At 70.1% G+C, this 20,543-nt stretch carries 18 protein-coding genes, 1 tRNA gene and 2 pseudogenes; 16 read left to right on the plus strand and 5 right to left on the minus strand.

Features of this window, described 5'->3' with window-relative positions; all coding sequences use genetic code 11:
- Window positions 1–21: 21 nt before the first annotated feature.
- Genes CIK06_RS23355 through argS form a run of 3 tightly spaced genes read right to left on the minus strand, consistent with a single transcriptional unit; the run spans window position 22 to window position 4,408 of the window.
- A complete protein-coding gene (locus CIK06_RS23355) occupies window positions 22–1,326 on the minus strand; it encodes a homoserine dehydrogenase (RefSeq protein WP_095566612.1) in 1,305 nt (434 codons plus the stop codon).
- Window positions 1,323–2,735 carry a diaminopimelate decarboxylase gene (gene lysA / locus CIK06_RS23360; RefSeq protein WP_095566613.1) on the minus strand — a complete coding sequence of 471 codons (1,413 nt, stop codon included), beginning with the start codon at window positions 2,733–2,735 and terminating at the stop codon, window positions 1,323–1,325. Before lysA ends, CIK06_RS23355 begins: the two co-directional genes overlap by 4 nt.
- Window positions 2,736–2,749: 14 nt before the next feature.
- The gene (argS, locus tag CIK06_RS23365) at window positions 2,750–4,408 is read right to left on the minus strand and encodes an arginine--tRNA ligase (RefSeq protein ID WP_095566614.1); all 1,659 of its coding nucleotides are present in this window, start codon (window positions 4,406–4,408) and stop codon (window positions 2,750–2,752) included.
- A gap of 105 nt (window positions 4,409–4,513) precedes the next feature.
- On the opposite strand from argS, the gene CIK06_RS23375 reads away from it, so the two are divergent.
- The 6 genes from CIK06_RS23375 (at window position 4,514) to CIK06_RS23400 (ending at window position 9,204) form a co-directional block, all read left to right on the plus strand.
- Complete coding sequence (locus CIK06_RS23375; protein WP_095566616.1) at window positions 4,514–5,527, plus strand: DUF3105 domain-containing protein; 1,014 nt, start codon at window positions 4,514–4,516, stop codon at window positions 5,525–5,527.
- 23 nt (window positions 5,528–5,550) lie between these two features.
- Entirely contained in the window at window positions 5,551–6,225 is a 675-nt protein-coding gene (locus CIK06_RS23380) for a DUF305 domain-containing protein (protein WP_095566617.1), read from the plus strand.
- A 192-nt stretch (window positions 6,226–6,417) separates the two neighbouring features.
- On the plus strand, window positions 6,418–7,125 hold the full coding sequence (locus CIK06_RS23385) for a winged helix-turn-helix domain-containing protein (protein ID WP_095566618.1): 708 nt from the start codon (window positions 6,418–6,420) through the stop codon (window positions 7,123–7,125).
- Window positions 7,126–7,221: 96 nt separating this feature from the next.
- On the plus strand, window positions 7,222–7,824 hold the full coding sequence (locus CIK06_RS23390) for a sugar O-acetyltransferase (RefSeq protein ID WP_369916014.1): 603 nt from the start codon (window positions 7,222–7,224) through the stop codon (window positions 7,822–7,824).
- Between the two features lie 149 nt (window positions 7,825–7,973).
- Window positions 7,974–8,975, plus strand: a complete 1,002-nt coding sequence (locus tag CIK06_RS23395; protein ID WP_198347978.1) for a GNAT family N-acetyltransferase — start codon at window positions 7,974–7,976, stop codon at window positions 8,973–8,975.
- Between the two features lie 157 nt (window positions 8,976–9,132).
- Window positions 9,133–9,204 (plus strand) — tRNA-Arg (locus CIK06_RS23400).
- A 662-nt stretch (window positions 9,205–9,866) separates the two neighbouring features.
- Here CIK06_RS23400 and CIK06_RS31610 read toward each other — a convergent pair.
- Window positions 9,867–10,913 (minus strand): annotated as a pseudogene (locus CIK06_RS31610) (recombinase family protein); the annotation flags it as partial.
- Window positions 10,914–10,928: 15 nt separating this feature from the next.
- On the opposite strand from CIK06_RS31610, the gene CIK06_RS23410 reads away from it, so the two are divergent.
- The gene (locus CIK06_RS23410; RefSeq protein WP_095566619.1) at window positions 10,929–11,474 is read left to right on the plus strand and encodes a carbamoyltransferase N-terminal domain-containing protein; all 546 of its coding nucleotides are present in this window, start codon (window positions 10,929–10,931) and stop codon (window positions 11,472–11,474) included.
- Here the strand turns inward: CIK06_RS23410 and CIK06_RS23415 are convergent.
- The gene (locus tag CIK06_RS23415) at window positions 11,461–12,777 is read right to left on the minus strand and encodes an ISL3 family transposase (protein ID WP_095566620.1); all 1,317 of its coding nucleotides are present in this window, start codon (window positions 12,775–12,777) and stop codon (window positions 11,461–11,463) included. The genes CIK06_RS23410 and CIK06_RS23415 overlap by 14 nt on opposite strands.
- A gap of 185 nt (window positions 12,778–12,962) precedes the next feature.
- On the opposite strand from CIK06_RS23415, the pseudogene CIK06_RS32600 reads away from it, so the two are divergent.
- The 9 genes and pseudogenes from CIK06_RS32600 to CIK06_RS23460 form a co-directional block, all read left to right on the plus strand.
- A pseudogene (locus CIK06_RS32600) lies at window positions 12,963–13,070 on the plus strand (hypothetical protein); the annotation flags it as partial.
- A gap of 162 nt (window positions 13,071–13,232) precedes the next feature.
- Window positions 13,233–14,210, plus strand: coding sequence for a carbamoyltransferase C-terminal domain-containing protein (locus CIK06_RS23425; RefSeq protein WP_157756903.1), 978 nt, complete (start codon window positions 13,233–13,235; stop codon window positions 14,208–14,210).
- Entirely contained in the window at window positions 14,207–15,193 is a 987-nt protein-coding gene (locus CIK06_RS23430) for a hypothetical protein (protein ID WP_095566622.1), read from the plus strand. The genes CIK06_RS23425 and CIK06_RS23430 overlap by 4 nt, the downstream gene beginning before the upstream one ends.
- Before the next feature lie 250 nt (window positions 15,194–15,443).
- Window positions 15,444–16,262, plus strand: a complete 819-nt coding sequence (locus CIK06_RS29645) for a metallopeptidase TldD-related protein (protein ID WP_157756904.1) — start codon at window positions 15,444–15,446, stop codon at window positions 16,260–16,262.
- Between the two features lie 967 nt (window positions 16,263–17,229).
- Window positions 17,230–18,549 carry an MFS transporter gene (locus tag CIK06_RS23445; protein WP_157756905.1) on the plus strand — a complete coding sequence of 440 codons (1,320 nt, stop codon included), beginning with the start codon at window positions 17,230–17,232 and terminating at the stop codon, window positions 18,547–18,549.
- A 2-nt stretch (window positions 18,550–18,551) separates the two neighbouring features.
- Complete coding sequence (locus CIK06_RS23450) at window positions 18,552–19,079, plus strand: 2-oxoglutarate and iron-dependent oxygenase domain-containing protein (RefSeq protein ID WP_157756906.1); 528 nt, start codon at window positions 18,552–18,554, stop codon at window positions 19,077–19,079.
- Window positions 19,080–19,107: 28 nt separating this feature from the next.
- Entirely contained in the window at window positions 19,108–19,437 is a 330-nt protein-coding gene (locus CIK06_RS23455) for a helix-turn-helix domain-containing protein (RefSeq protein ID WP_232533818.1), read from the plus strand.
- On the plus strand, window positions 19,425–19,598 hold the full coding sequence (locus tag CIK06_RS31615) for a winged helix-turn-helix domain-containing protein (RefSeq protein ID WP_232533819.1): 174 nt from the start codon (window positions 19,425–19,427) through the stop codon (window positions 19,596–19,598). Before CIK06_RS23455 ends, CIK06_RS31615 begins: the two co-directional genes overlap by 13 nt.
- Window positions 19,562–20,182 (plus strand): IS630 family transposase, encoded by a 621-nt coding sequence (locus CIK06_RS23460; RefSeq protein WP_232533820.1) that lies wholly within the window; start codon window positions 19,562–19,564, stop codon window positions 20,180–20,182. Before CIK06_RS31615 ends, CIK06_RS23460 begins: the two co-directional genes overlap by 37 nt.
- The last annotated feature ends 361 nt before the right edge of the window (window positions 20,183–20,543 follow it).

Consider the following 20,543-nt stretch of genomic DNA (forward strand, 5'->3'; position numbering starts at 1 on the left):
CGCCCGGGGTCGGGCGCCGGCTCAGGCGTCGCCCTCCACCCGCAGCACGCTGACGATCGCCCGGACGTGCTCCAGGTCACGCAGTTCCGCCACGGTCGCCGCGAGCGCCGCGTCCGGCGCCCGGTGGGTGACCACCACCAGTTCCGCGTCGTTGCCCCGGCCGGCCTGCCGGACGGTCGCGATGGACACCCCGTGCCCGGCGAACACCCCGGCGACGGCGGCCAGCACGCCGGCCCGGTCGGCCACGTCGAGGCTGATGTGGTAGCGGGTGACCGCCTCGCCGATCGGCCGGATCGGCAGCGCGGCGTACGCCGACTCGCTGGCCGCCCGCACCCCGGCCAGCCGGTTGCGGGCCACCGCCACCAGGTCGCCCAGCACGGCGCTGGCGGTCGGCGCGCCACCGGCGCCACGGCCGTAGAACATCAACTGCCCGGCGGCCCGCGCCTCGACGAAGACGGCGTTGAACGCGTCGCCCACGCCGGCCAGCGGATGCGTCAGCGGGATCATCGCGGGGTGCACCCGGACGCTGACCGACTCGGCGCCGCTGCCGTCGGCGTCCCGCGCGGCGAGGCAGAGCAGCTTGATGGTGCAGCCCATCGCCTTCGCGCTGGCCATGTCCGCGGCGGTGACCTCGGTGATCCCCTCCCGGTGCACGTCGGCGGCGCTGACCCGGGTGTGGAACGCCAGCGAGGCGAGGATGGCCGCCTTGGCCGCCGCGTCGAAGCCCTCCACGTCGGCGGTCGGGTCGGCCTCGGCGTACCCCAGCTCGGTGGCCTGCTCCAGCGCCTCGGCGAAGCCGGCGCCGGTGCCGTCCATGGCGCTGAGGATGTAGTTCGTGGTGCCGTTGACGATGCCGGTCACCCGGGTCACCGTGTCGCCGTGCAGCGACTCGCGCAGCGGTCGCAGCAGCGGGATCGCGCCGGCCACCGCCGCCTCGTAGTAGAGGTCGGCCCCGCCCTCCGCGGCGGCGTCGTGCAGGCTGGCGCCGTCCTCGGCCAGCAACGCCTTGTTGGCGGTGACCACGCTCCTACCGGCCCGCAGCGCCTCCACCAGCCACCCGCGGGCCGGCTCGATGCCACCGACGACCTCGACCACCACGTCCACGTCGTCCCGTTTGACCAGGCCGAGCGGATCGGTGGTGAAGACCGCCGGGTCGACCGGCAGCGGGCCGCGGTCCCGGCCGATCCGGCGCACGGCGATGCCGGCGAGTTCGAGCGGCGCACCGACCCGCGCCGTCAGGTCGGCGGCCTGCTCGTGCAGCAGCCGCACCACCTCGGCGCCGACCGTGCCGCAGCCCAACAGCGCAACCCGTACCGGTTTCGTCATCCAACATCCAATGCCAGCAGGTCGTCCTCGGTCTCCCGCCGGACGATCACTCTCGCCGCACCGCCGCCCACCAGGATCACCGGGGGCCGCGGAACATGGTTGTAGTTGCTGGCCATGCTCCGGCAGTAGGCGCCCGTCCCCGGCACTGCAAGAAGATCTCCGGGCTGCACGTCGGCGGGCAGAAATTCATCCTTCACCACGATGTCCCCCGCCTCACAATGCTTTCCCACCACGCGGGCGAGCATCGGCGCCGCCGAGGACGGCCGGGAGGCCACCGTGGCCGAGTACGACGCGTCGTACAGCGCGGTGCGGATGTTGTCGCTCATCCCGCCGTCCACGCTCACGTAGGTGCGGCCGACGTCCGCCCCGTCGACACCGGCACCGAGCGACACCGGCTTCACGGTGCCCACCTCGTACAGGGTGAACACGGCCGGCCCGACGATGGCCCGGCCCGGCTCGATGGACAGCCGCGGGGTCGCCAGCCGCTCGGCCGCGCACTCCCCGTCCACGATCCGGCGCAGCCGCTTGGCCAGGTCCGCCGGCGTCGCCGGGTCGTCCTGGGTGGTGTACGCGATGCCGAACCCGCCGCCCAGGTCGAGTTCGGGCAGCTCGACCCCGCGGGCGTCGCGGATCTGCGCCTGCAGGGCCAGCACCCGGCGGGCCGAGACCTCGAACCCGTCGGCGTCGAAGATCTGCGAGCCGATGTGCGAGTGCAGGCCGCGCAGCTCCAGCACGCCCTCGTCGAGGATCCGGAACGCGGCCTGGGCGGCGGCGCCGCCGGCCAGCGAGAAGCCGAACTTCTGGTCCTCGTGCGCGGTCGCGATGAACTCGTGCGTGTGCGCCTCCACGCCGACCGTCACCCGGACCATGACCCGGGGCCGCACCCCGCGCTCCCGGGCCAGCGCCGTGAGCCGGTCGATCTCGGCGTCCGAGTCGACGATGATGCGGCCCACCCCGGCGTCCAGCGCCCGCGCCAGCTCGGCCGGCGACTTGTTGTTGCCGTGGAACCCGATCCGCTCCGCCGGCATGTCCGCGGCCAGGGCCACCGCAAGCTCCCCGGCCGTGCAGACGTCCAGGAACAGCCCCTCCTCGGCGATGATCCGCACCACCGCCCGGCACAGGAACGCCTTGCCGGCGTAGTAGACGTCCTCGTCGGGGAAGGCCGCCCGGAACTCCCGGCACCGCGCCCGCAGATCGGCCTCGTCCAGGACGTACCCGGGGGTGCCGAACTCCCGGGCCAGGTCGCGGACGTCCAGGCCGCCGACGGTGAGGGCGCCGTCCGGACCGCGGACCACCGTCCGCGGCCACAGCTGCGGCACGAGGGCGTTGACGTCCTCGGGGGTACGCAGCCAGGCCGGCCCGCGCAGCCCCAGTTCGCCGTGCAGCGCCCCCGCCTCGTGTGCGCGCATGAGCTACTCCCCCGTCACATCCGCTCGGGGGCCGAAACCCCGAGCAGGTCCAGTCCGTTGGCCAGTACCACCCGGGTCGCCTCGACCAGCCAGAGCCGGGCGCGGGTGAGGTCGGTCGCCGGTTCGTCGCCCTGGGGCAGCACCCGGCAGGCATCGTAGAACCGGTGGTAGTCGCCGGCGAGCTGTTCGAGATACCGGGCCACCCGGTGCGGCTCGCGCAGCTCGGCGGCGGTCGCCACCACCGCGGGGAACTCGCCCAGCTTCTTCAGCAGGGTGTTCTCCTTCTCATGCCGCAGCAGCCCCGGGTCGAACTCCGACCCCCGGTCGATGCGCAGCTCACCGGCGTTCCGCAGCAGCGAGGAGATCCGGGCGTGCGCGTACTGCACGTAGAAGACCGGATTGTCGTTCGAGCGCCGGGTGATCTCCTCGATGTCGAGGGTGAGCGGCGAGTCGGTGGAGGACCGGGCCAGGGAGTACCGGGCCGCGTCGACGCCCACCGCCTCGACGATCTCGTCCAGCGTGATGATGTTGCCCGCCCGCTTGGACAGCCGGACCGGCACCCCGGCCCGGACGAGGTTGACCAACTGCCCGATCAGGATCTCGATGTTGTAGTCCGGGTCGTCGCCGGCGCAGGCGGCGATCGCCCTCAGCCGGTTGACGTAGCCGTGGTGGTCGGCACCGAGCAGGTAGACGCACTTGTCGAAGCCGCGCTCCCGCTTGTTGATGTAGTACGCCGCGTCGGCCGCGAAGTAGGTCTTCTCGCCGTTGGACCGGATCAGCACCCGGTCCTTGTCGTCGGTGAAGTCCGTCGTGCGCAGCCAGATCGCGCCGTCCCGCTCGTACACGTGGCCCTGCGCGCGCAGCTCGTCCAGGGCGTGCTCCACGGCGCCGCTCTCGTGCAGGGTGCGCTCGGAGAACCAGACGTCGAAGTGCACGCCGAAGCGTTCCAGGCTGGCCCGCATCTCGTCGAGCATCAGCCGGTAGCCCTCGTCCCGGAAGACCGTCTGCGCCTGCTCCGGCGCAAGGTCGAGGACGTCCGGGCGGGCCTCGACGAGCCGCCGGGCGATCTGCGCGACGTACTCGCCGACGTACCCGTCCTCGGGAACCGGCTCGCCGTGGGCCGCCGCGTAGAGCGACCGGCCGAACCGGTCGACCTGCGCGCCGGCGTCGTTGACGTAGTGCTCGCTGGTCACCTCGGCGCCCGCGGCGGCCAGGATGCGCCGCTGCGAGTCGCCGACCGCGGCCCAGCGGGTGTGCCCCAGGTGCACCGGCCCGGTCGGGTTGGCCGAGACGAACTCCAGGTTGACCCGCTGGCCGGCCAGCCGCGTGCTGCGCCCGTACCCGGAACCGGCCTCGACGATCTCCCGGGCGAGCTGCCCGGCGGCGCTGGCCTCGATCCGGATGTTCAGGAAGCCCGGTCCGGCGATCTCCACGGACTTGATCCCCGGCGCCCGGCCCAGCTCCTCGGCCAGCGCCCCGGCCAGCTCGCGCGGCGCCACCCCGGCCCGTTTGCCGAGCTGAAGGGCCAGCGTGGAGGCGTAGTCGCCGTGCTCGGGGTTGCGCGGTCGCTCGACGGTGGCGGTGGCGGGCAGCAGCGAGTGATCGAGGCCACGCGTGGTGAACACCGCACGTGCGGCGTCGAGGACGACCTGGGCGAGCTTGGCGGGAGTCACTGAAACATGCTAGCCGGGGTAGACTCGGCGCCCCGGCGGCGACCCTGAGCTAGACGTGGACCCGGTAACCGCCTCCCCCGCGATCCACCGACCTGACGAGGCACGATGAGCATCAGCACCCCCGGTGGCGATCCACGCCGGCCGATCGTGGTCACCCGCAAGAAGGCGGTGGCCGGCGGCAAGCCCGCGACCGACGACGAGCCGGCCACCCCGGTCGAGGACGGTGAGAGCGGCCCGGACGCCGCCGCCGACGAGGCCGGTTCGGGCGCCGCGACCAGCGCGGACGCCAAGTCCGCGAAGCCGTCGAAGCCGGTCCCCGGCGCCCGCCCGGCGCCCGGGGCCAAGAGCGCGGCCAACCGCGCCGGCCAGTCCCGGCCCGGCGGCAAGCGGCCCACCGACGGCAAGCGGCCGACCGGTGGTTCCCGGCCGGCCGGCGGCGGCAAGGGCCGCAAGCCGATCGCGCCGGTCAAGGTCAGCCAGGGCCGGGCGTGGGGTCCGATCGCGCTGGGCACGGCCGTCGGGGTGCTCGCGGTCGCCATCGTCGGGTACGGCGCCTGGGCGGTCTACCAGGGTGGCCGGTCGTGGCAGGACAAGGCCGACTCGATCTCCGGCATCCTCGACGTGCGCAAGACCGACCCGGAGAGCCTGAAGTACGAGAAGCACCAGGCCGGCCCGATCAACTACACGAAGTACCAGCCGCCGGTCGGCGGGGTGCACAACGACGTCTGGCAGAACTGCATGGGCGACGTCTACGACGCGCCGATCGCCAGCGAGCACGCGGTGCACAGCCTGGAACACGGCGCGGTGTGGATCACGTACCGGCCGGACCTGCCACAGGACCAGGTCGACAAGCTCGCCGAGAAGGTGCGCGGCCAGTCGTACATGCTGATGAGCCCGTACGAGGGCCTGGACAAGCCGATCTCGCTCCAGGCGTGGGGCTTCCAGCTCAAGGTCGACAAGGCCGGCGACGGCCGGATCGACGACTTCATCAAGGCGCTGCGGGTGAACGCCGCGGCCGAGCCCGGCGCCTCCTGCTCGCAGGGCATCACCGCGACCGGCACCACCCCGCACGACCTGCCCGGCGGCGGCGACGCCAACGCCGGCGGGATGGGCGGGTAGGCACCGCAGCGGGGAGCCGAGCGATGACGATCTCCACCGATCCCGTGCTGCGGGACGACCTGGGCGGGCCGCCGGCGCCGCCGGCCGGAGCGCCGGCGGACCGCCGCTACGGCCTCCTGGCCCTGACGCTCGCCGTCGTGGTCGGGCTGCTCATCGGGTACGTCGGCGGCTGGCTGACGCCGCAGCTGGGCGCGCCCGGGGACAACTCGCCGGAGGCCGGCTTCGCCCGGGACATGTCCGTGCACCACGCGCAGGCCGTGGAGATGGGCATGATCGCGTTCCAGAGCGCGGCCACCCCGGGAGTACGGATCATGGGTGGGGACATCGCCACCGGCCAGCAGGCACAGATCGGGATCATGCAGACCTGGCTGAAGGAATGGCGGCTGGAGCCCACCGGCTCCGAGCCGGCGATGGCCTGGATGCCCGAAGGCGTCGCCGCGCTGCGGGACGGCCTGATGCCCGGGATGGCCACCCCGGAGCAGATGGCGCAACTGCGCGCCGCCCGGGGCACGCAGGTGGACGTCCTGTTCTGCGAGCTGATGATCACCCACCACCTCGGCGGGATCCACATGGTCGACGGCATCCTCGACCAGACCCACGACCGCCGGGTGGTGGAGATCGCCGAGGCGATGAAGGCCACCCAGCAGACGGACATCAACAACCTGACGGACCTGCTGGCCAAGGCGAAGGCCGGCTGACGGCACGGGGTTCACCGACCCTGCCCCTCTGGGCGGTCAGGCTTGATCCCGTCGTGGGCAAGGGCCGGCGAACCCTTCCCGTCAATGATCGAAATGTGTCCGGTTTGGTGGTTACTGACCGCATCTGCGGAGTGACAGCGTTTTTCTCCACAGATGGCGTACCGGCCCCGATCTGGGCTCGTTGTCCAGAGCATGACGGTTGTAGCGGTACGTGACGCGCGACGGTCGGTGGCCAGCTGGTGCCGGCGACACACGCTGGGCGGCGAGGGGGCCATCGCCGCGGCCCGACGCGGCAGCGAGCAGGTGGGCGAGTCCACCGTGCTCACCCGACGCCAGGAACTCGACCTGATCGCGCTCGTCCGCGACCGCTACCCCGAGGAGTTCGGGCTCGACGAGTCCGGGCCGGACGACGAGCTGTGGAGCCGGCACAGCCTCACCGAGGTGATCAACCGCCGGTTCCAGGTCTCCCTCGACCCGACCGACGTGGCCGGGTACCTGCTGGCCTGGGGGCTCGGCCCGCGCGAGGCCACCGACCGCGCCTGCGGCCTCTGCGTGGCCGAGGTGACCGACTGGATGGACCGGGAGTACCCGGCGATCGTGCGGACCGCCCGGGAACACCAGGCCGAGCTGTACTGGGTGGGGCGCACCCGGATCCACGGCGCCTCCCCCTCCGCCGACGTGCTGTCGGCGATCTCCACCCGCGGACGCACCCGGTTCCTGCTCACCGCGCCGTCGGTGGACCCGTCGCTGCCGCGCGAGTTCCTGCTCCGGCTCAGCGGCCGGGACGGCCGCACCGTGCACGCCGTGGTCGACGGCTCGTGGACCCGGGTGGAATGGCCCCGCCGGATTCCCGCCCGGATCGTGCTGCACCCGCTGCCGAGCTGCGGCCGCACGACATGACCGCGGCCCGCGGGTCCCGGACCGCCGCGCGGACCCGACGCCCGTACCCGGCCGCGCGGACCCGACGCCCGTACCCGGCCGCGCGGACCAGCCCCGGTGGACCCTGACCCGACCGGCCGGTCCATGCGCGAGCGGATGCTCGCCGGCGACCCGTACCGGGCCGACGACCCGGACCTGGTCGAACGCATGCTGCGCGCGGCCGAACTGACCGCGGCGTTCGGCGCGGTCCCGGCCCGCGACCTGCGGCAACGCCGGGCGCTGCTGGCCGACCTGCTCGGCGCGATCGGCGCCGACACACAGATCCGGCCACCGCTGCGGGTGGACTACGGCGACCAGATCCGGATCGGCGCCCGGGTCTTCGTCAACTTCGGCCTGGTCGCGTTGGACGCCGCGCCGATCACCATCGGCGACAGCGTGCAGATCGGACCCAACGTCCAACTCCTCACCGCGACGCACCCGGTGGATCCGCCGTCGCGCCGGGACGGCTGGGAGGCGGCACGGCCCATCGCCATCGGCGACAACGCCTGGCTCGGCGGCGGCGCGATCGTCCTCGCCGGGGTCACCATCGGCCACGACACCGTCGTCGGCGCGGGGGCCGTGGTCACCCGGGACCTTCCCGCCGGGGTCGTCGCGGTCGGCAACCCCGCCCGGATCATCCGGACCGGGCTGCCGGCACCGCAACGCCCGCCGGAGCGGTGACGGCGCCTCCTCCCCCGGACCGGCACGATCCCGACCGGCGCGATCCCGACCGGCACGATCCCGGACCCGTCGATGCCGGCCGCCGGCGGCGCCGTACCCGGGCACAATCCGCATGCGGCGGCGGCGCCGGCGCCGTACCGTCACCGCCCGTGCCCCGACTCGAGATCCGCCCCTTCACCGCCGACGACATCGACGCCGCCGGCACCCTGCTGGCCCGCCGGCACGCCCGGCACCTTGACCGGTCTCCGCTGCTACCGGCCCACTTCACCGAGCCGGCCGCCGCGACCGCGGCGGTCCACCGGGCGTGCGCCGGCCAGGACGCCTCCGGCTCGATCGCCACCCGCGGCGGCGAGGCCGTCGGCTACCTGCTCGGCGCGCCGAAGTCGACCGAGGTGTGGGGGCCGAACATCTGGGTGGAATCCGCAGGCCAGGCCACCATCGAGGCCGAGACCATCCGCGACCTGTACGCCGTGGCCGCGACCCGCTGGGTCGACGAGGGCCGCACCGCGCACTACGCCCTGGCACCGGCCACCGACCCGGAACTGATCGGGGCGTGGTTCCGGCTCGGCTTCGGCCACCAGCACACCCACGCGATCCGGCCGGTACCGGCGTCGCGGACGGACCCGCCCGCGACGTCGACCGCGACCGCGACCGCGACCGCGACCGCGACGACCGTACGCCGGGCCACCCGGGACGACATCGAAACGCTGGCCCGGCTCGACCTGGAACTGCCGCGCCACCAGGCGCTGGCACCGGTCTTCTCCGCCGGCCCGGTCCCCACGCTGGAAGAATGTCTCGACGACTGGGCCACCGACATCGACAATCCGGAGTACGCCGCCTTCGTGGCCGTCCGCGACGGCGAGGTCATCGGCTCGGCGATCGGGTGCCCGCTGGAAAAATCGTCGTCGCACACCGGACTGGCCCGACCCGAACGCGCCGGGTTCCTCGGCTTCGCGGCCGTCTTCCCGCAGGCCCGGGGAGCCGGCGCGGGCCGGGCACTGGGTGAGGCCGTCCTCGACTGGACCCGTACCGCCGGGTTCTCCTGCGCCGTCACCGACTGGCGCGCGACCAACCTGCTGTCGTCCCGGGCATGGCCGGCGCTCGGCTTCACCGACTCGTTCCTGCGCCTGCACCGCGTCGTCGGCTACTGATCCACTCCGCCCCCGGTGACCCGGACATCCCAGGTCACCGGGCCGGTCCGCCGACCCCACCGCGAAGCCGGGCCCGCTCGCCCGACCGGTACAGCGACCCGCCGGATACCGATTGGGCTCCCCGCGACAGGGCCTGCTACTCTTCTCGGGTCGCTGAGCCCCCGTAGCTCAGGGGATAGAGCACCGCCCTCCGGAGGCGGGGGCGCAGGTTCGAATCCTGCCGGGGGCACGTCGAACATGGGAACGACTTACAGGGGCGGACGCGCTGGCGTCCGCCCCTACTGGTTCATGTGTGGGCTGTCGTTGTCTCGGCACCGAACGGGTCGAGGCCGCTACCTCTGCTGCGGCCTGGCTGATGACGTCGACCATCTCTGAACGTACGGCTACCCGCAGCGTGATCCGCTGAAGGTGCCGGTCGTACCGGATCTCGAGCTGAAAGGCATCGAACAACTGCCGCTGCTTGTCGTCGGGTAGATCGAGCACGTTGAGATCGACATGGGGCAGCTGGTCCACCAGCTCGCGTGCTCCGGCTCCCCTGGGTCGGGTGGCCTTGGCCAGCTCCTGAAGCTCAGCGGCTAGGGTCTGCTTTCGCTTTGCGTTGTCGGCGAACTGCCGCTGAATCTCGGTTCGCCACTGTGCGTCGATCTCGGGGTCACCCGAACTTGCCATCTGCTGGAGCGACATGATCAAGTTCTTGTTGGCCGCATCCAATTCATCGATCTTGCGGGCGTAACTCGCGGCGGTCGCCTCCGCGTCGGAGCGGATCGGCTGCTCAGCCGGCCCCTCAAGGTAGTCGAGCCGGTGCAGCCCGAAGACCCGCTCGTTGAAGAACCGTGCGACGAAGGTGTCGATGACATCCTCGTTCACGGTCAGCGCCGGGGGATGGATTTCATACCACATCTCCTCTTTGTGGTGCTCGCGCTTGGTGACGCAGGCGTAGTAGGTGTCGTCGGCACGCGTCTTGCGTTTGCGGGTCTTACCGAACATACGTCGTGCACAGATGTCGCACTTGATATAGGAGCGGTACCGGTAGCTGCGCTTGGTTTCCGGGTGCGCATTGTTGGTGGCCTTCGACCGCGATCCCCGCCGGTATCGTCCCACGGGGCTGCCCGCATCGAAGTAGGCGCGAGTCGTGAGCGGCTCGTGCGTCACGCTCGGGGACCAGACCCATTCACTGGGCGGGTTGACCCGCCCCTTTACTCCTCGCTCGGGCCGCGACCGCTTACGCCGGTTCCAGACCATGTGCCCCACATACTTGGGGTTGTTGAGAATGTCGCGCACTGCCGTTGGGGTCCACGCTCCGATGGCGGTGTTGTAGGACTCCCGCTTGACCGGCACCGGCGGTGGGTAGCGGTCAAGGTCGGTGTTGAGCCGGTCGGCAATGTGCTGATACGACAGGCGCTCCAGCGCTCGCCAGACAAATATCTGGGTGACGACCGGTCCACGAGCCGGGTCTCTGACGAGCCGGTGTTTCGTGATGCCCTCCTCACGCTTGGCCTTCACCGGATGCGGATGCCGCTCCGCGAGGTAGCCGTAGGGCGGCTTCCCGATGTTCCAGCCCTGCGCGGTGTGCTGCATGAACCCCTTCCACGACAACTCCAGCATTTGAAGGACGTACCACTCTGAGATCGCCTGCTTGACCCGCCGGGTCAGGACAGAGGTGGCATTCTTCGGGCCGCCTGTTCCGCTGGGGCGGACCGCATCGCGATCGATGCCTTCGTCGGCAGCGAGGAGCACAACGCCGGCCTGTTCAAGTTCATGCTCGATCTTTGTTCCGTAATAGGTGGTCCGCGCGATGCGCTCTACGGACTCGCAGACGACAGCGACGAAGCGTCGATCGGGGCGCTGGGCCTCGGCAAGCAGGTCGGCGACGCTGCCGTCGCGGGGTACCGGGATGTCGAAGGCTTGGTACGCCTCGCTCTGGCCGCGTAGGTCCATTTGTGTGCGGAAGCGGTGCTGACCTATCTCCCGCTCGACCCCGCCAAGGTGGTCGAGCCGGCGATGCCAGCGCACCACCTCGCACACGCGTACAGCGCGTACGCGACGAGCCCATTCGCGAGCACCGACGTGCTCGTCGTTGACGAGCAGGGTTCTCGGTTGCCGGAGGGCCGTTATGAGCGATCCACCTGGTGCACCGGTGACAGCGGACCGCTCTGGGTTCGTCAGCGGTTCTTCGGCTCCGGTTCGTCGTTGAGCCTCGGCATGTTCTTCGACGTCGTCGCGGCGCTGGTCGGACTCTCCGAGGCTGGACTTCCGGCCGCTGGCAAGCTGATGGCACTTGCGGCGTATGGCCGGGATCGGCCCTGGCCCGATTTGGTTCAACGCCACCCCGACGGCGACACCGAGGTATCGCTAGCCGAGCTCGACCATTTCCTTGGCGAGGTGGCCAAGGTCCCGGTCAACCACGGCTACGATGACTGGCCGCCCAGCTCTATAGAGGACCTTCGGCTGAAGTACCGGGCGATCCGATGGTGGCTCTTCGAAGTTAAGCGGGGTTGAGGTGTCTGCGGTGGCGGCGGGTGGTGGCGGCGCGGGTGCGTAGCCGCTGGTTTTCGGGGTTACGGAATCCGTAGGCGTCGCGGGCGACGGTCTTGATGACCCGGTTGGTTCCTTCGGAGCCGGCGTTGGTGATGCCGGTGTGCAGGAACGCGAGGATTTCCGGCCACCAGGTCTCGATCGTGGTGGCGAGCCGGTGGAGTTCGGGCAGGTCAGAGTCGGCGCAGCGGGTGTAGAAGCGGTGCAGCAGCCGGGCGGTGGTTTCCCGGTTCGGGTGGGTGCGGGCGAGTGCGAGTAGGTCGAGCAGGTCTTCCTTGGCGTTCCAGGCCGTCAGGATCGGTGCGCCGATCTTCGCCGGCAGGTTGCTGAGGGTGTCGGTCAGCCGGTCGACGTGCTCGGCGCGCATGCGGGCTGCTGACCTGGTCAGCCGGTTGCGTTGCTGCCACTCCGGGTCGGTGGCCCGGCCGCGCCGGCCGCGGTGTGTGACTGTCATGCGGCGGCGGACCTCGGTGACGGCCCGGTTGGCCAGCTGGACGACGTGGAAGTGGTCCACGACCAGCGTCGCGTGCGGCAGCGCCTCGCGGACGGCGGTCTTGAACACGGTACACATGTCGATCGCGACGGCCTGGACGTGTTGACGCCAGGCGGCGGGGCGTTGGGTGAGCCAGTCGGTCACCGCCTTGCTGGTCCGGCCTTCGACCTGGGCGAGTAGACCCTGCCCGCCGACGAGATCGCAGAAGCCGACGTGCCAGCGGTCGACGATGGTGGTCCACGACGCGGTGACCTCGTCGAAGATCCAGCGAGGTTTGCCTCGGCGGACCTCGTCGATGCCCAGCACGCTCACCGGTTCGGGCTCGGCCGGCAGCACCGCTGCGGTGTGCGCGGTGAACGCGGCCGCGACGACTGGCCAGGACATGCCCAGATCACGGGCGGCCTGCACGATCGTTCGGTTGCCGTCGGCGACCGCCGCGCCGGCCGCCTGCCGCAACCGGACGGTGATCCGTGCCCGTGCCGGGATCTGTGGCACGTGTTCGGTGAACGACGTGCGCGGGCATCCGGGCTGATCGCAGTACCAGCGGCGTTTACGCCACCGCAACCGCGTGGTGCGTCCGGCCACCGGCAGATCCCGGGGCCAGGTGAACACCCAGCCCTTGACCCGGGCGGCCCGGACACCGCACTGAGGGCAGCATTGTGCCTGCTCGCTACCGGTGGACAGGTGGACGATGGGGGAACCATTCGGGTGCAGCTCGACCCGATCCACCACCAGGCCGTCCAGGCCCAGCAGCCGGGTCGTATCGTTGACCATGCTCGCAGCTCTTTACTTGTGATCATCCGAACTCGACACTCAGATGATCACCCAAGGGCTGCGAGCCCTCATCTCCGGGCCGGATCGATCAGCGCACCCCGCTCAACTTCGAAGAGCCCCGATGGTCCAGCGAGCTGGCCGCCGACCTGGCGCGCAAGGCACAGGGCGAGCTGGAACGGGCGATCCTGCACCAGGCCACAGCGCTGCGAGCTACGACCGGCGGAACCCATCTGAGCTATGCCGGCGGTGTCGCGCTAAACTGCACCGCCAACAGCCGTCTCCTCGAGACCGGCTACTCGGATGTCTTCATTCACCCAGCCGCCACCGATGACGGCTGCGCAGTCGGCCTCGCCGCGTACGGCCGGATTGAGGTGCTCGGTCATCCGCGTAGGCCTGTGCCGCGATTTTCGCCACGCCTTGGCCGCTCGTATGGCACAGGCGAGCGGCGAGCGGCGTTGAATCGCTACGGCCTCGGTCAGGTGAGCCGGCAGGTAACCCCAGCCGACATCGCCAACCTTATCGCCGGTGGATCGATCGTGTGCTGGTTCGACGGCGCGAGCGAATGGGGACCGCGAGCGCTCGGTGGGCGCAGCATCCTCGCCGACCCGTTGCGGGACGGCGTCGTCGTCGAGCTGAACCGGCGTGTGAAGTTCCGAGAACCGTTCCGCCCGTTCGGCTTGAGCGTCGCCGAGGACGCGCTGGCCGAGCTGATCGACATCGCCCAAGCGCCGGCGACGCTCGCGCCTTACATGCTGGCGGTCGGCCGAATCCGGGACGACCGCCTCAGCGCGATCGTGCACCGCGACGGCACCGTGCGGTACCAGTCGGTCACGTGCGACTACGGCCCTTACCACCAACTGCTCATGGCCTTGCGGAACCGGATTGGGCTGGCGGCCGTGCTCAACACGTCGTTCAACACCATGGGCGAACCTCTCGTCGAGACGCCGGACGACGCCGTACGCCAGTTCTTGCTGTGCGGCGCCGACGCGCTCTATCTCGACGGCGCGCTGGTCGAAGCCGATGACCTTCCGCTAGATACGCTTGCCGCCGCGCGCGAGCAAGCCTGGTCCGGCCGCGGCGTCGATCTCCTCCGCCTCGCATTGCAGCAGGAGGCGGCCGGGTATCCCGATGCAGCCCAAGAGACGGCGACGCGTTTGACGCCGTGCCGGTCCGACGGGCCGGGCCGGATCCGCGAGTCGGCCGCACTCATGATGCGCCTGGCCGAGCTAGCGGGCGCCGACGAAACTGCGGTGGAACGAGCCGAAGAAGTGCTGCAGTGGTCCGGGCTGCCGCCCGCCGCCGGCGACGCAGCGCGGCTGCTGACCGAAGTCTCCGCACAGGGGAGGGCCATCGGCCCGGACGCAGCCCGTTTCCTGGCCGCAATCGCGCCGCCGGGGCGAGCGTCCGCTATCGTCGCGCGGATGCTCTCATGACCTCGCTACCAGCGGATGTCTTGCTCGTGACCGGTCCGGACGAGGCCCGGCAAGTCCTTGATGACGACCGGACCTTCCGCGCCGCCCGAATGGAAGAGTACGTCCCTGGCGTCTCGCGCAGCTTCTTCCTGGCTACCGACGTCAGCGACCCCGAGAGCGGGGCACGCTGTCGCGAGGCACTAGCCGCGTTCCTCGCGCCCGATCGTCTGCGCGCGTTGCATCGCGACCTGATCGCCCCGGCAGCCGCTGGTCGAGTCGCGAAACTCGCCGCTGAGTTCCGAGCGACGCCGGACTATTTGCGGTCGTACGGACGGCAGGTGTCGTACGCGCTGGCTGGCATCGACGCTGCCGATGGACCGGCGATGGTCGCCAAGGTACGGCTGGCCGGTACACTGTTGGCCGAAGATCGGAGGAGCGCCGACGGGCGAGCTCTGATCAACGACGTCAAGCGGCAGTTGCGGTCGATGGCCTTACACTCGGGTTTCGCACCGGACGGGCTCCCGGGGCTCGCGCTGGCTCGGCGCCTGGCGACGGTGGACGAAGCGGTTCTGCTCGCCCTGCCGCTACTTGAGATGGCCGCCTTCGACATGAACACCTCCCTCGCCGCGGCCGCGCTGCGGCGGACCGCACAGCTGTCGCCGGCCGAGCAGCGGGAACTGCTCGATCCCGCTCAGCTGCGCCGGCTGGTGTGGGAGGCGGCCGCCGATCTGACCGACCTGCTGGCGACCCGGGTCGCCACTTGTCCCATGACAGTCGGCGCCACGCCAGTGGCGCCTGGCGACCGGGTAGTCGTGGACCTGCACGCTGCCAACCAGACCGGCCTCGACCACCTGTCCTTCGGACGCGGCCGCCACGCGTGTATGGGCCGCGAGTTGGCGATGACCATCGGCATCGCTCCGGTGAAGGCGATTCTGCGCCGGGGCTGGATCGCCGCCCAAACAGGAGGGGACCTAGTTGTGCGGATCCACCCCTGGGCTGCCTAGTCATGCCATCCGTTCCTGCCTTCCATGAGGATCGGCTCGACCGATCGGCGACGCTGACCTGGCGCTGGAACGGCACCGACTTCGGCACGCCGCAGCAATGGGGCCGCCAGTCCCGGCATCGGCGCGAATGGCGGCCCGGACAGGGCTGGTCGCTAAGCGCCGAGGAGGAAGCAGCGGGCCCGGCCGAACCGGAGTCGCAGGACATCACCGCAGCGCTATCGTCAGCCGTCCGACACCTCCATAAAGATGTATGCCTCGGGCTTCGGTCCACCACACGTCGATACCGGAACTCCGAGGGATCGAGTTCGACCATCGCACCGCTCGATGGGAACTGAGCTGGCGAAATGATCTAGGGCAGACGACGACGCGGGCGGCCGACTCCCTGCCCGACCTCGTCGCCTCCATCGACCGGAATCCGATCGTCGCCGCATCGAGCGAGCCGATGGACACCGTACGGGCGGGCGAACCAATTTTGCTCGCTCCCGGTGTGGCCGGCATTCTGCTTCATGAGCTGATCGGGCACGCGGCCGAGCAGGGCGATCTGTCCGTGGGGACACGGGTTCTTCCACCAGGAACGGATTTGCGCAGCCTGCCCGCTCGGCCGGATCTGGACGATGAAGGCGTGCCAGTGCAGGCCCACGATCTCGTCGTCGACGGCGAATATGCGATCCCCGTCCACGATCGCGCCTCCGGTGGGCCGCCGTCGGGGGACGCGTGGTGCGCCGCGCACGGTGTCGCACCCAAGGCACGCCTGATCCGTCTGACCGTGACCTCGTACATCCCGGGCCGGTCAACCTCGGACGGTCTCGTACATGTTCTGCGATCGACCGGCGGTGCGTATTTCCATGGGTTCGCCATGGTGAATGTGGCCCTCGCCCGGCGTGGTACGCGGCCGATCGCGGCTGTTCGTCTCGGGGTCAGCATCGCCGACCTGGCCCGTGGGCAATGGGGTCCTGCGGGCCAGGTGCAAATTGCCGACGGCGTCTGCGTGAAGGACGGCGAAGCGCTGCCGTCGATCATCGCCAGCCCGCCCCTGATTCTTGAGGGGGCATCTCTGTGGCCGGCGTGACGGACCACTACTGGCAACTGCTGAGCATTCGGTCGCAGACCTCATCTCGCGACCGCGGCCGGATCGGCCTATGCGCGGATCGGCTCACCGTCATTGCCGGCGGCCGACTCGGTTCCGCTGTCCGGCCGTGGCACGGCGAGCGTCGGCCGAGTATCGACGAGCTGTCCGAGGCGGCCATCCGCGCGGCGACCACCGGGCCGGCCGAGCAAGCCTTCGCTGCAGTAGCCGCCGACATGTCAGCTCTGCCCGAACGGTCCCGCCTGATGGCGTTCCCCTGGTTCGAGTACGCCGGTGACGACTATGAGAAAGTGGATTTTTCCGTACGCGACAGTCTCGGTGTGCGTGCGCACGAACACCGACACGAGCAGTGGGCTGAGTACTGCTTCGCCGGCCGACCGGTCGCCCGAGTCCCGAGTGGCGCCCCGGCGACCGCCGATCGTCCGCCGACCTGGGTGGCGGACAGCTGGCTGTGGTCTCCCTGGGCCCTGTCACAGGTTCTGCTGACACCACTGCTGGAGGCGGTTACCGGGCGGACGACCCTACGCAGGTGGCCGCAGTGCTCGCTTGCCGACCCCGCGTGGGGCGGGGGCGTTGACATGGAGGGACTCGCGCGTGCGCCGATATGCTTCGCCAGGGCCGGGCGGCCGGCAGCCATGGCCACCGACCGTACGTCCGCGTGGAGTCGTCGCGAGCCGCGAAGCGGGCACGCCGGACTGAGCGGGCCGGTTATACGTGACCTGGTCGTCGGTTCCGACGCGCCAGACTTGCCGCTGGCCCTAGAGGGTTCGATCGTGGTCGAAGCGAGATGCCTGGCCGCCGGGGCCCAAGGTGACCGTGCGGTGGTCGGGTTTCGCTCAACCGGACGTGACGGACTGCCCGGACCACCCCAGGCAGTCTCACTGGACTATCTGTCCGACCTGTTGGACGCCGGAACATGGTGCGGACCGTGGCAACGCGGCCTCGGACCGTGGACGTCGAGATGGCTTCACACCGTTGGAGGCACTTCATTATGGAATCGCCCGAGGCCACTGTAAGTGTGGCGGCCGGACCTGGGACGAGCCGACGGCGTCATTCTCCGATCCTGGCGGCGTTCGCAACGTCGGCGATCGGCGACGGCCTGCGGCTAGCGGCCCTTCCGCTACTGGCCGTCACGATCACCACCAACCCGGTGGCGATCGCCGGCCTAGCGGTCGCCGGTCGCCTTCCTTGGCTGCTCGTCGCGCTGCTGAGCGGAGTCGCGGCCGACCGCTACAACCGCATGAACCTCATGATCCTGGTGGACATCATGCGCGGCCTTGTCGTCTGCGGACTCGTCGTCTTCATCGTCACCGACGCTACCAGCATCGTCACGCTCTACGTGGTGGCACTCGCGCTCGGCGTCGGTGAAACGATCTTCGAGAGCGCCACTCAGGGACTCCTTCCGGAGGTGATCGACGGCAATCGGCTCCCCGCGGCCAACGGGCAGCTTTACATGGCCAATCTCTTCGGTACGACCTTCGCCGGACCGCCGCTCGGCAGCTGGCTGTTCGGGATCGGCCGTGCCATCCCATTCCTGACCGATGCGGCCACATTCCTCTTGTCCGCCGCTCTCCTTGGCGCCTACCGCCTCAAGCATGGATACAATCGGCGAGTCCAGGAACAGCCCGCCGACCGCGGATCGGTCCTGGTCGAGGTCGGCGAAGGGTTCCGGTGGATTCGCCGGCATCCTCTCATTCGTACATTTCTCGCGGTCTCGACCGTCGCCAACTTCACCCAGAGCCTGGTGCAGTCGTTGCTGGTCCTGCTGGCCACCCGGCACCTGGGGTTGTCGGAGTCTGCCTTCGGTCTGCTGCTTACCGCGAGCGGCGTTGGCGCTTTCCTCGGCGGCTCGCTTTCCGCTTGGGTTGGCATCCGACTCGGCGTCCATCGGGTCCTACTGCCCGCGGTGGCCCTATGTTTGCCCCTGTTTCTGGTGATGGCATGGACCGACAACTCGGTCGTGCTCGGGGCGGCGCTGGCCGTCAACGCGTTCCTCGGTGTCCTGGTCGGTGTTCAGATGTCGGCGCTACGGCAGCGGATCGTGCCAAACCAGGTCCTCGGCCGGGTCAGCTCGGTTAGCCAGTTCTTTTCGTTCGGCGTGGCGATCCCGGTGGGTGCCTTCCTGGCCGGCCTGATCGCCGATTGGTTCGGCATCGCCGCCGTCTACCTTTTCGCTGCCGCGGTCATCGTGGTACTGCTCGCCGCAGTCACCAACCAGCTCATGCCGGGCCGAGTCCGGCACGCGGTCGAAGCCTTGCAAGGAGCATGATTATGCACGGATTGGTAGCGCACGACGAGGGACACGTGCCAGTTGTGGACCTTGGAATCGCCGGCAGCCGGTCCCGTGCCCTTCTGGCGCAAACGGTCGCCGAGATCTGTGCGACGGCCGGTTTCTTCGTGGCGCTCGGGCACGGTGTGCTCACCGACGTTGTGGCGGCGATGGACGATGCGACGGCGGCGTTCTTTCACCAGCCGACCCGAGATAAGCTTGCGTTGCTGGCCGAGCCGGGTGACCCGCTGGCCCGCGGCCTCGGCCGGGACGGCAGTCTCGCTGGCCCCAACGTCAGCGCCTCGGCCATCGATCGGGCGGCCGACGACGTCCTCGAGACGTACACGATGAACCGGCTGGGCGAGCCGGAACACGCGGAGGACCTTCCAGCCCGCGTCGATCCGGTGATGCGGACCCCCAACAAATGGCCTGATCTGCCTGGCTTCCGGAGCGCCTATACCGCCTACTACGCGGCGATGGAACAGCTACAGATCTTGAATGGTCAGGTTCGTCCGATGTGGTCTGTGTGACGGCTTGGGGTTCGGGTAGATCGATGGGATGAGGTATCCCGATGGAGGTGGGTTGTCCGCGCGGGGGCGGGCGAAGCGTGAGGCGGTGCGGCGGGAGGCGGCCGGGTGGTTCGCCGAGGACGTGTCGGTGCCGGAGATCGCGCGCCGGTTGCGGGTGTCGCAGACGGCGGTGTACGGGTGGCGTAAGCGGTGGCGGGCCGGTGGTGAGCAGGCCCTCGCGTCGAGGGGCCTGGTGGGTCTCGGTGTCGGCTGGATGAGGGTCGGCTGCGGCGGCTGGCCGAAGCCCTGGAGCAGGGGCCGGCGGCGCACGGGTTCGGTAGTGATCAGCGGTGGACCCTGGCCCGGGTGTCGGACCTGATCGCCCGGATGTTCCGCACCCGGTACACGCTGCGCGGCACGGCGAACATCATGTACCGGTTGGGTTGGTCGGTGCAGGTACCGAAGCACCGCGCGGTCGAGCGGGATGAGGCCGCGATCATCACGTGGCGGCGGGAGACGTGGCCGGCGGGAAAACGGTAGCGGCGCAGCGGCAGGCGTGGCTGGTCTTCGAAGACGAGGCCGGTCAGACGCTGCGCCCACCGAAGGCACGCACCTGGGGACGACGCGGGCACACCCCTGTGGTTCCGGTGTCGGGCAAGGGCTCCGGTCGCGTCTCGATCGCCGGGCTGACCTGTTACCGGCCCGGCGAACGGTCCCGGCTGATCTACCGCACGATCACCCACCGCGGCCGCAAGAACGAACGACGCAGCTTCAGCGAACGCGACTACATCGCCCTCCTCGACGCCGCCCACCAGCAACTCGACGGGCCGATCGTGCTGATCTGGGACAACCTGAACACCCACATCAGCGCCGCCATGCGGCAGATGATCGACGCCCGGGACTGGCTTCACGTCATCCGGCTACCCGCCTACGCCCCGGACCTCAACCCCACCGAAGCCGTGTGGTCCCACCTCAAACGCAGCATCGGCAACCTCGCCGTCAACGGCGTCGACCACCTCCAAGCGATCATCAAACACCGACTCAAGAGCATCCAGTACCGCACCGACCTACTCGACGGCTTCCTCGCTCACACCGGCCTGACCCTCGAACCCGACACAACCTGACCATTCAAGATCTGTAGCGACCGCTTCGCGGCATGTTGGTATTCTCGATCTTGACGATCCGTCGAGGTCGCAGGAGCGGGCGGCTACTACCGGTCCGCCAACCGTTCTGCGCGAAATCGATCCGCCGCCGAGCAATAGTTCGCCTCCGACCAACGCGTCACCGCCGCTCTGCGCGCACGCCCGTGACCACCGGGGGCGGCGGCAGTTCTAGTCTCGCCGATGTGTCGGTGGACTATGCCAACATGACCACCATGGACATCTCAGTACAGCGCAGTGACGTTCAGGACGCCCCTTTCGATCCGAGCCTCTGGGCGCACGGCTTCCAACTTGGCTCGTCGGGTGGGATGGCCCGTGACCTCTG

The sequence above is a fragment of the Plantactinospora sp. KBS50 genome (assembly GCF_002285795.1).
In the GTDB taxonomy this organism is placed as follows: Bacteria; Actinomycetota; Actinomycetes; order Mycobacteriales; family Micromonosporaceae; genus KBS50.

Excerpts from the sequence above, each read along its gene's own strand:
- lysA (WP_095566613.1), bottom strand. The coding sequence starts at position 2,735 with ATGCGCGCACACGAGGCGGGGGCGCTGCACGGCGAACTGGGGCTGCGC.
- CIK06_RS23355 (WP_095566612.1), bottom strand. The coding sequence starts at position 1,326 with ATGACGAAACCGGTACGGGTTGCGCTGTTGGGCTGCGGCACGGTCGGC.
- CIK06_RS23375 (WP_095566616.1), top strand. The coding sequence starts at position 4,514 with ATGAGCATCAGCACCCCCGGTGGCGATCCACGCCGGCCGATCGTGGTC.
- CIK06_RS23430 (WP_095566622.1), top strand. The coding sequence starts at position 14,207 with ATGACCTCGCTACCAGCGGATGTCTTGCTCGTGACCGGTCCGGACGAG.
- CIK06_RS23415 (WP_095566620.1), bottom strand. The coding sequence starts at position 12,777 with ATGGTCAACGATACGACCCGGCTGCTGGGCCTGGACGGCCTGGTGGTG.
- CIK06_RS29645 (WP_157756904.1), top strand. The coding sequence starts at position 15,444 with ATGCCTCGGGCTTCGGTCCACCACACGTCGATACCGGAACTCCGAGGG.
- CIK06_RS23455 (WP_232533818.1), top strand. The coding sequence starts at position 19,108 with ATGAGGTATCCCGATGGAGGTGGGTTGTCCGCGCGGGGGCGGGCGAAG.
- CIK06_RS23450 (WP_157756906.1), top strand. The coding sequence starts at position 18,552 with ATGCACGGATTGGTAGCGCACGACGAGGGACACGTGCCAGTTGTGGAC.
- CIK06_RS23385 (WP_095566618.1), top strand. The coding sequence starts at position 6,418 with ATGACGGTTGTAGCGGTACGTGACGCGCGACGGTCGGTGGCCAGCTGG.
- CIK06_RS23380 (WP_095566617.1), top strand. The coding sequence starts at position 5,551 with ATGACGATCTCCACCGATCCCGTGCTGCGGGACGACCTGGGCGGGCCG.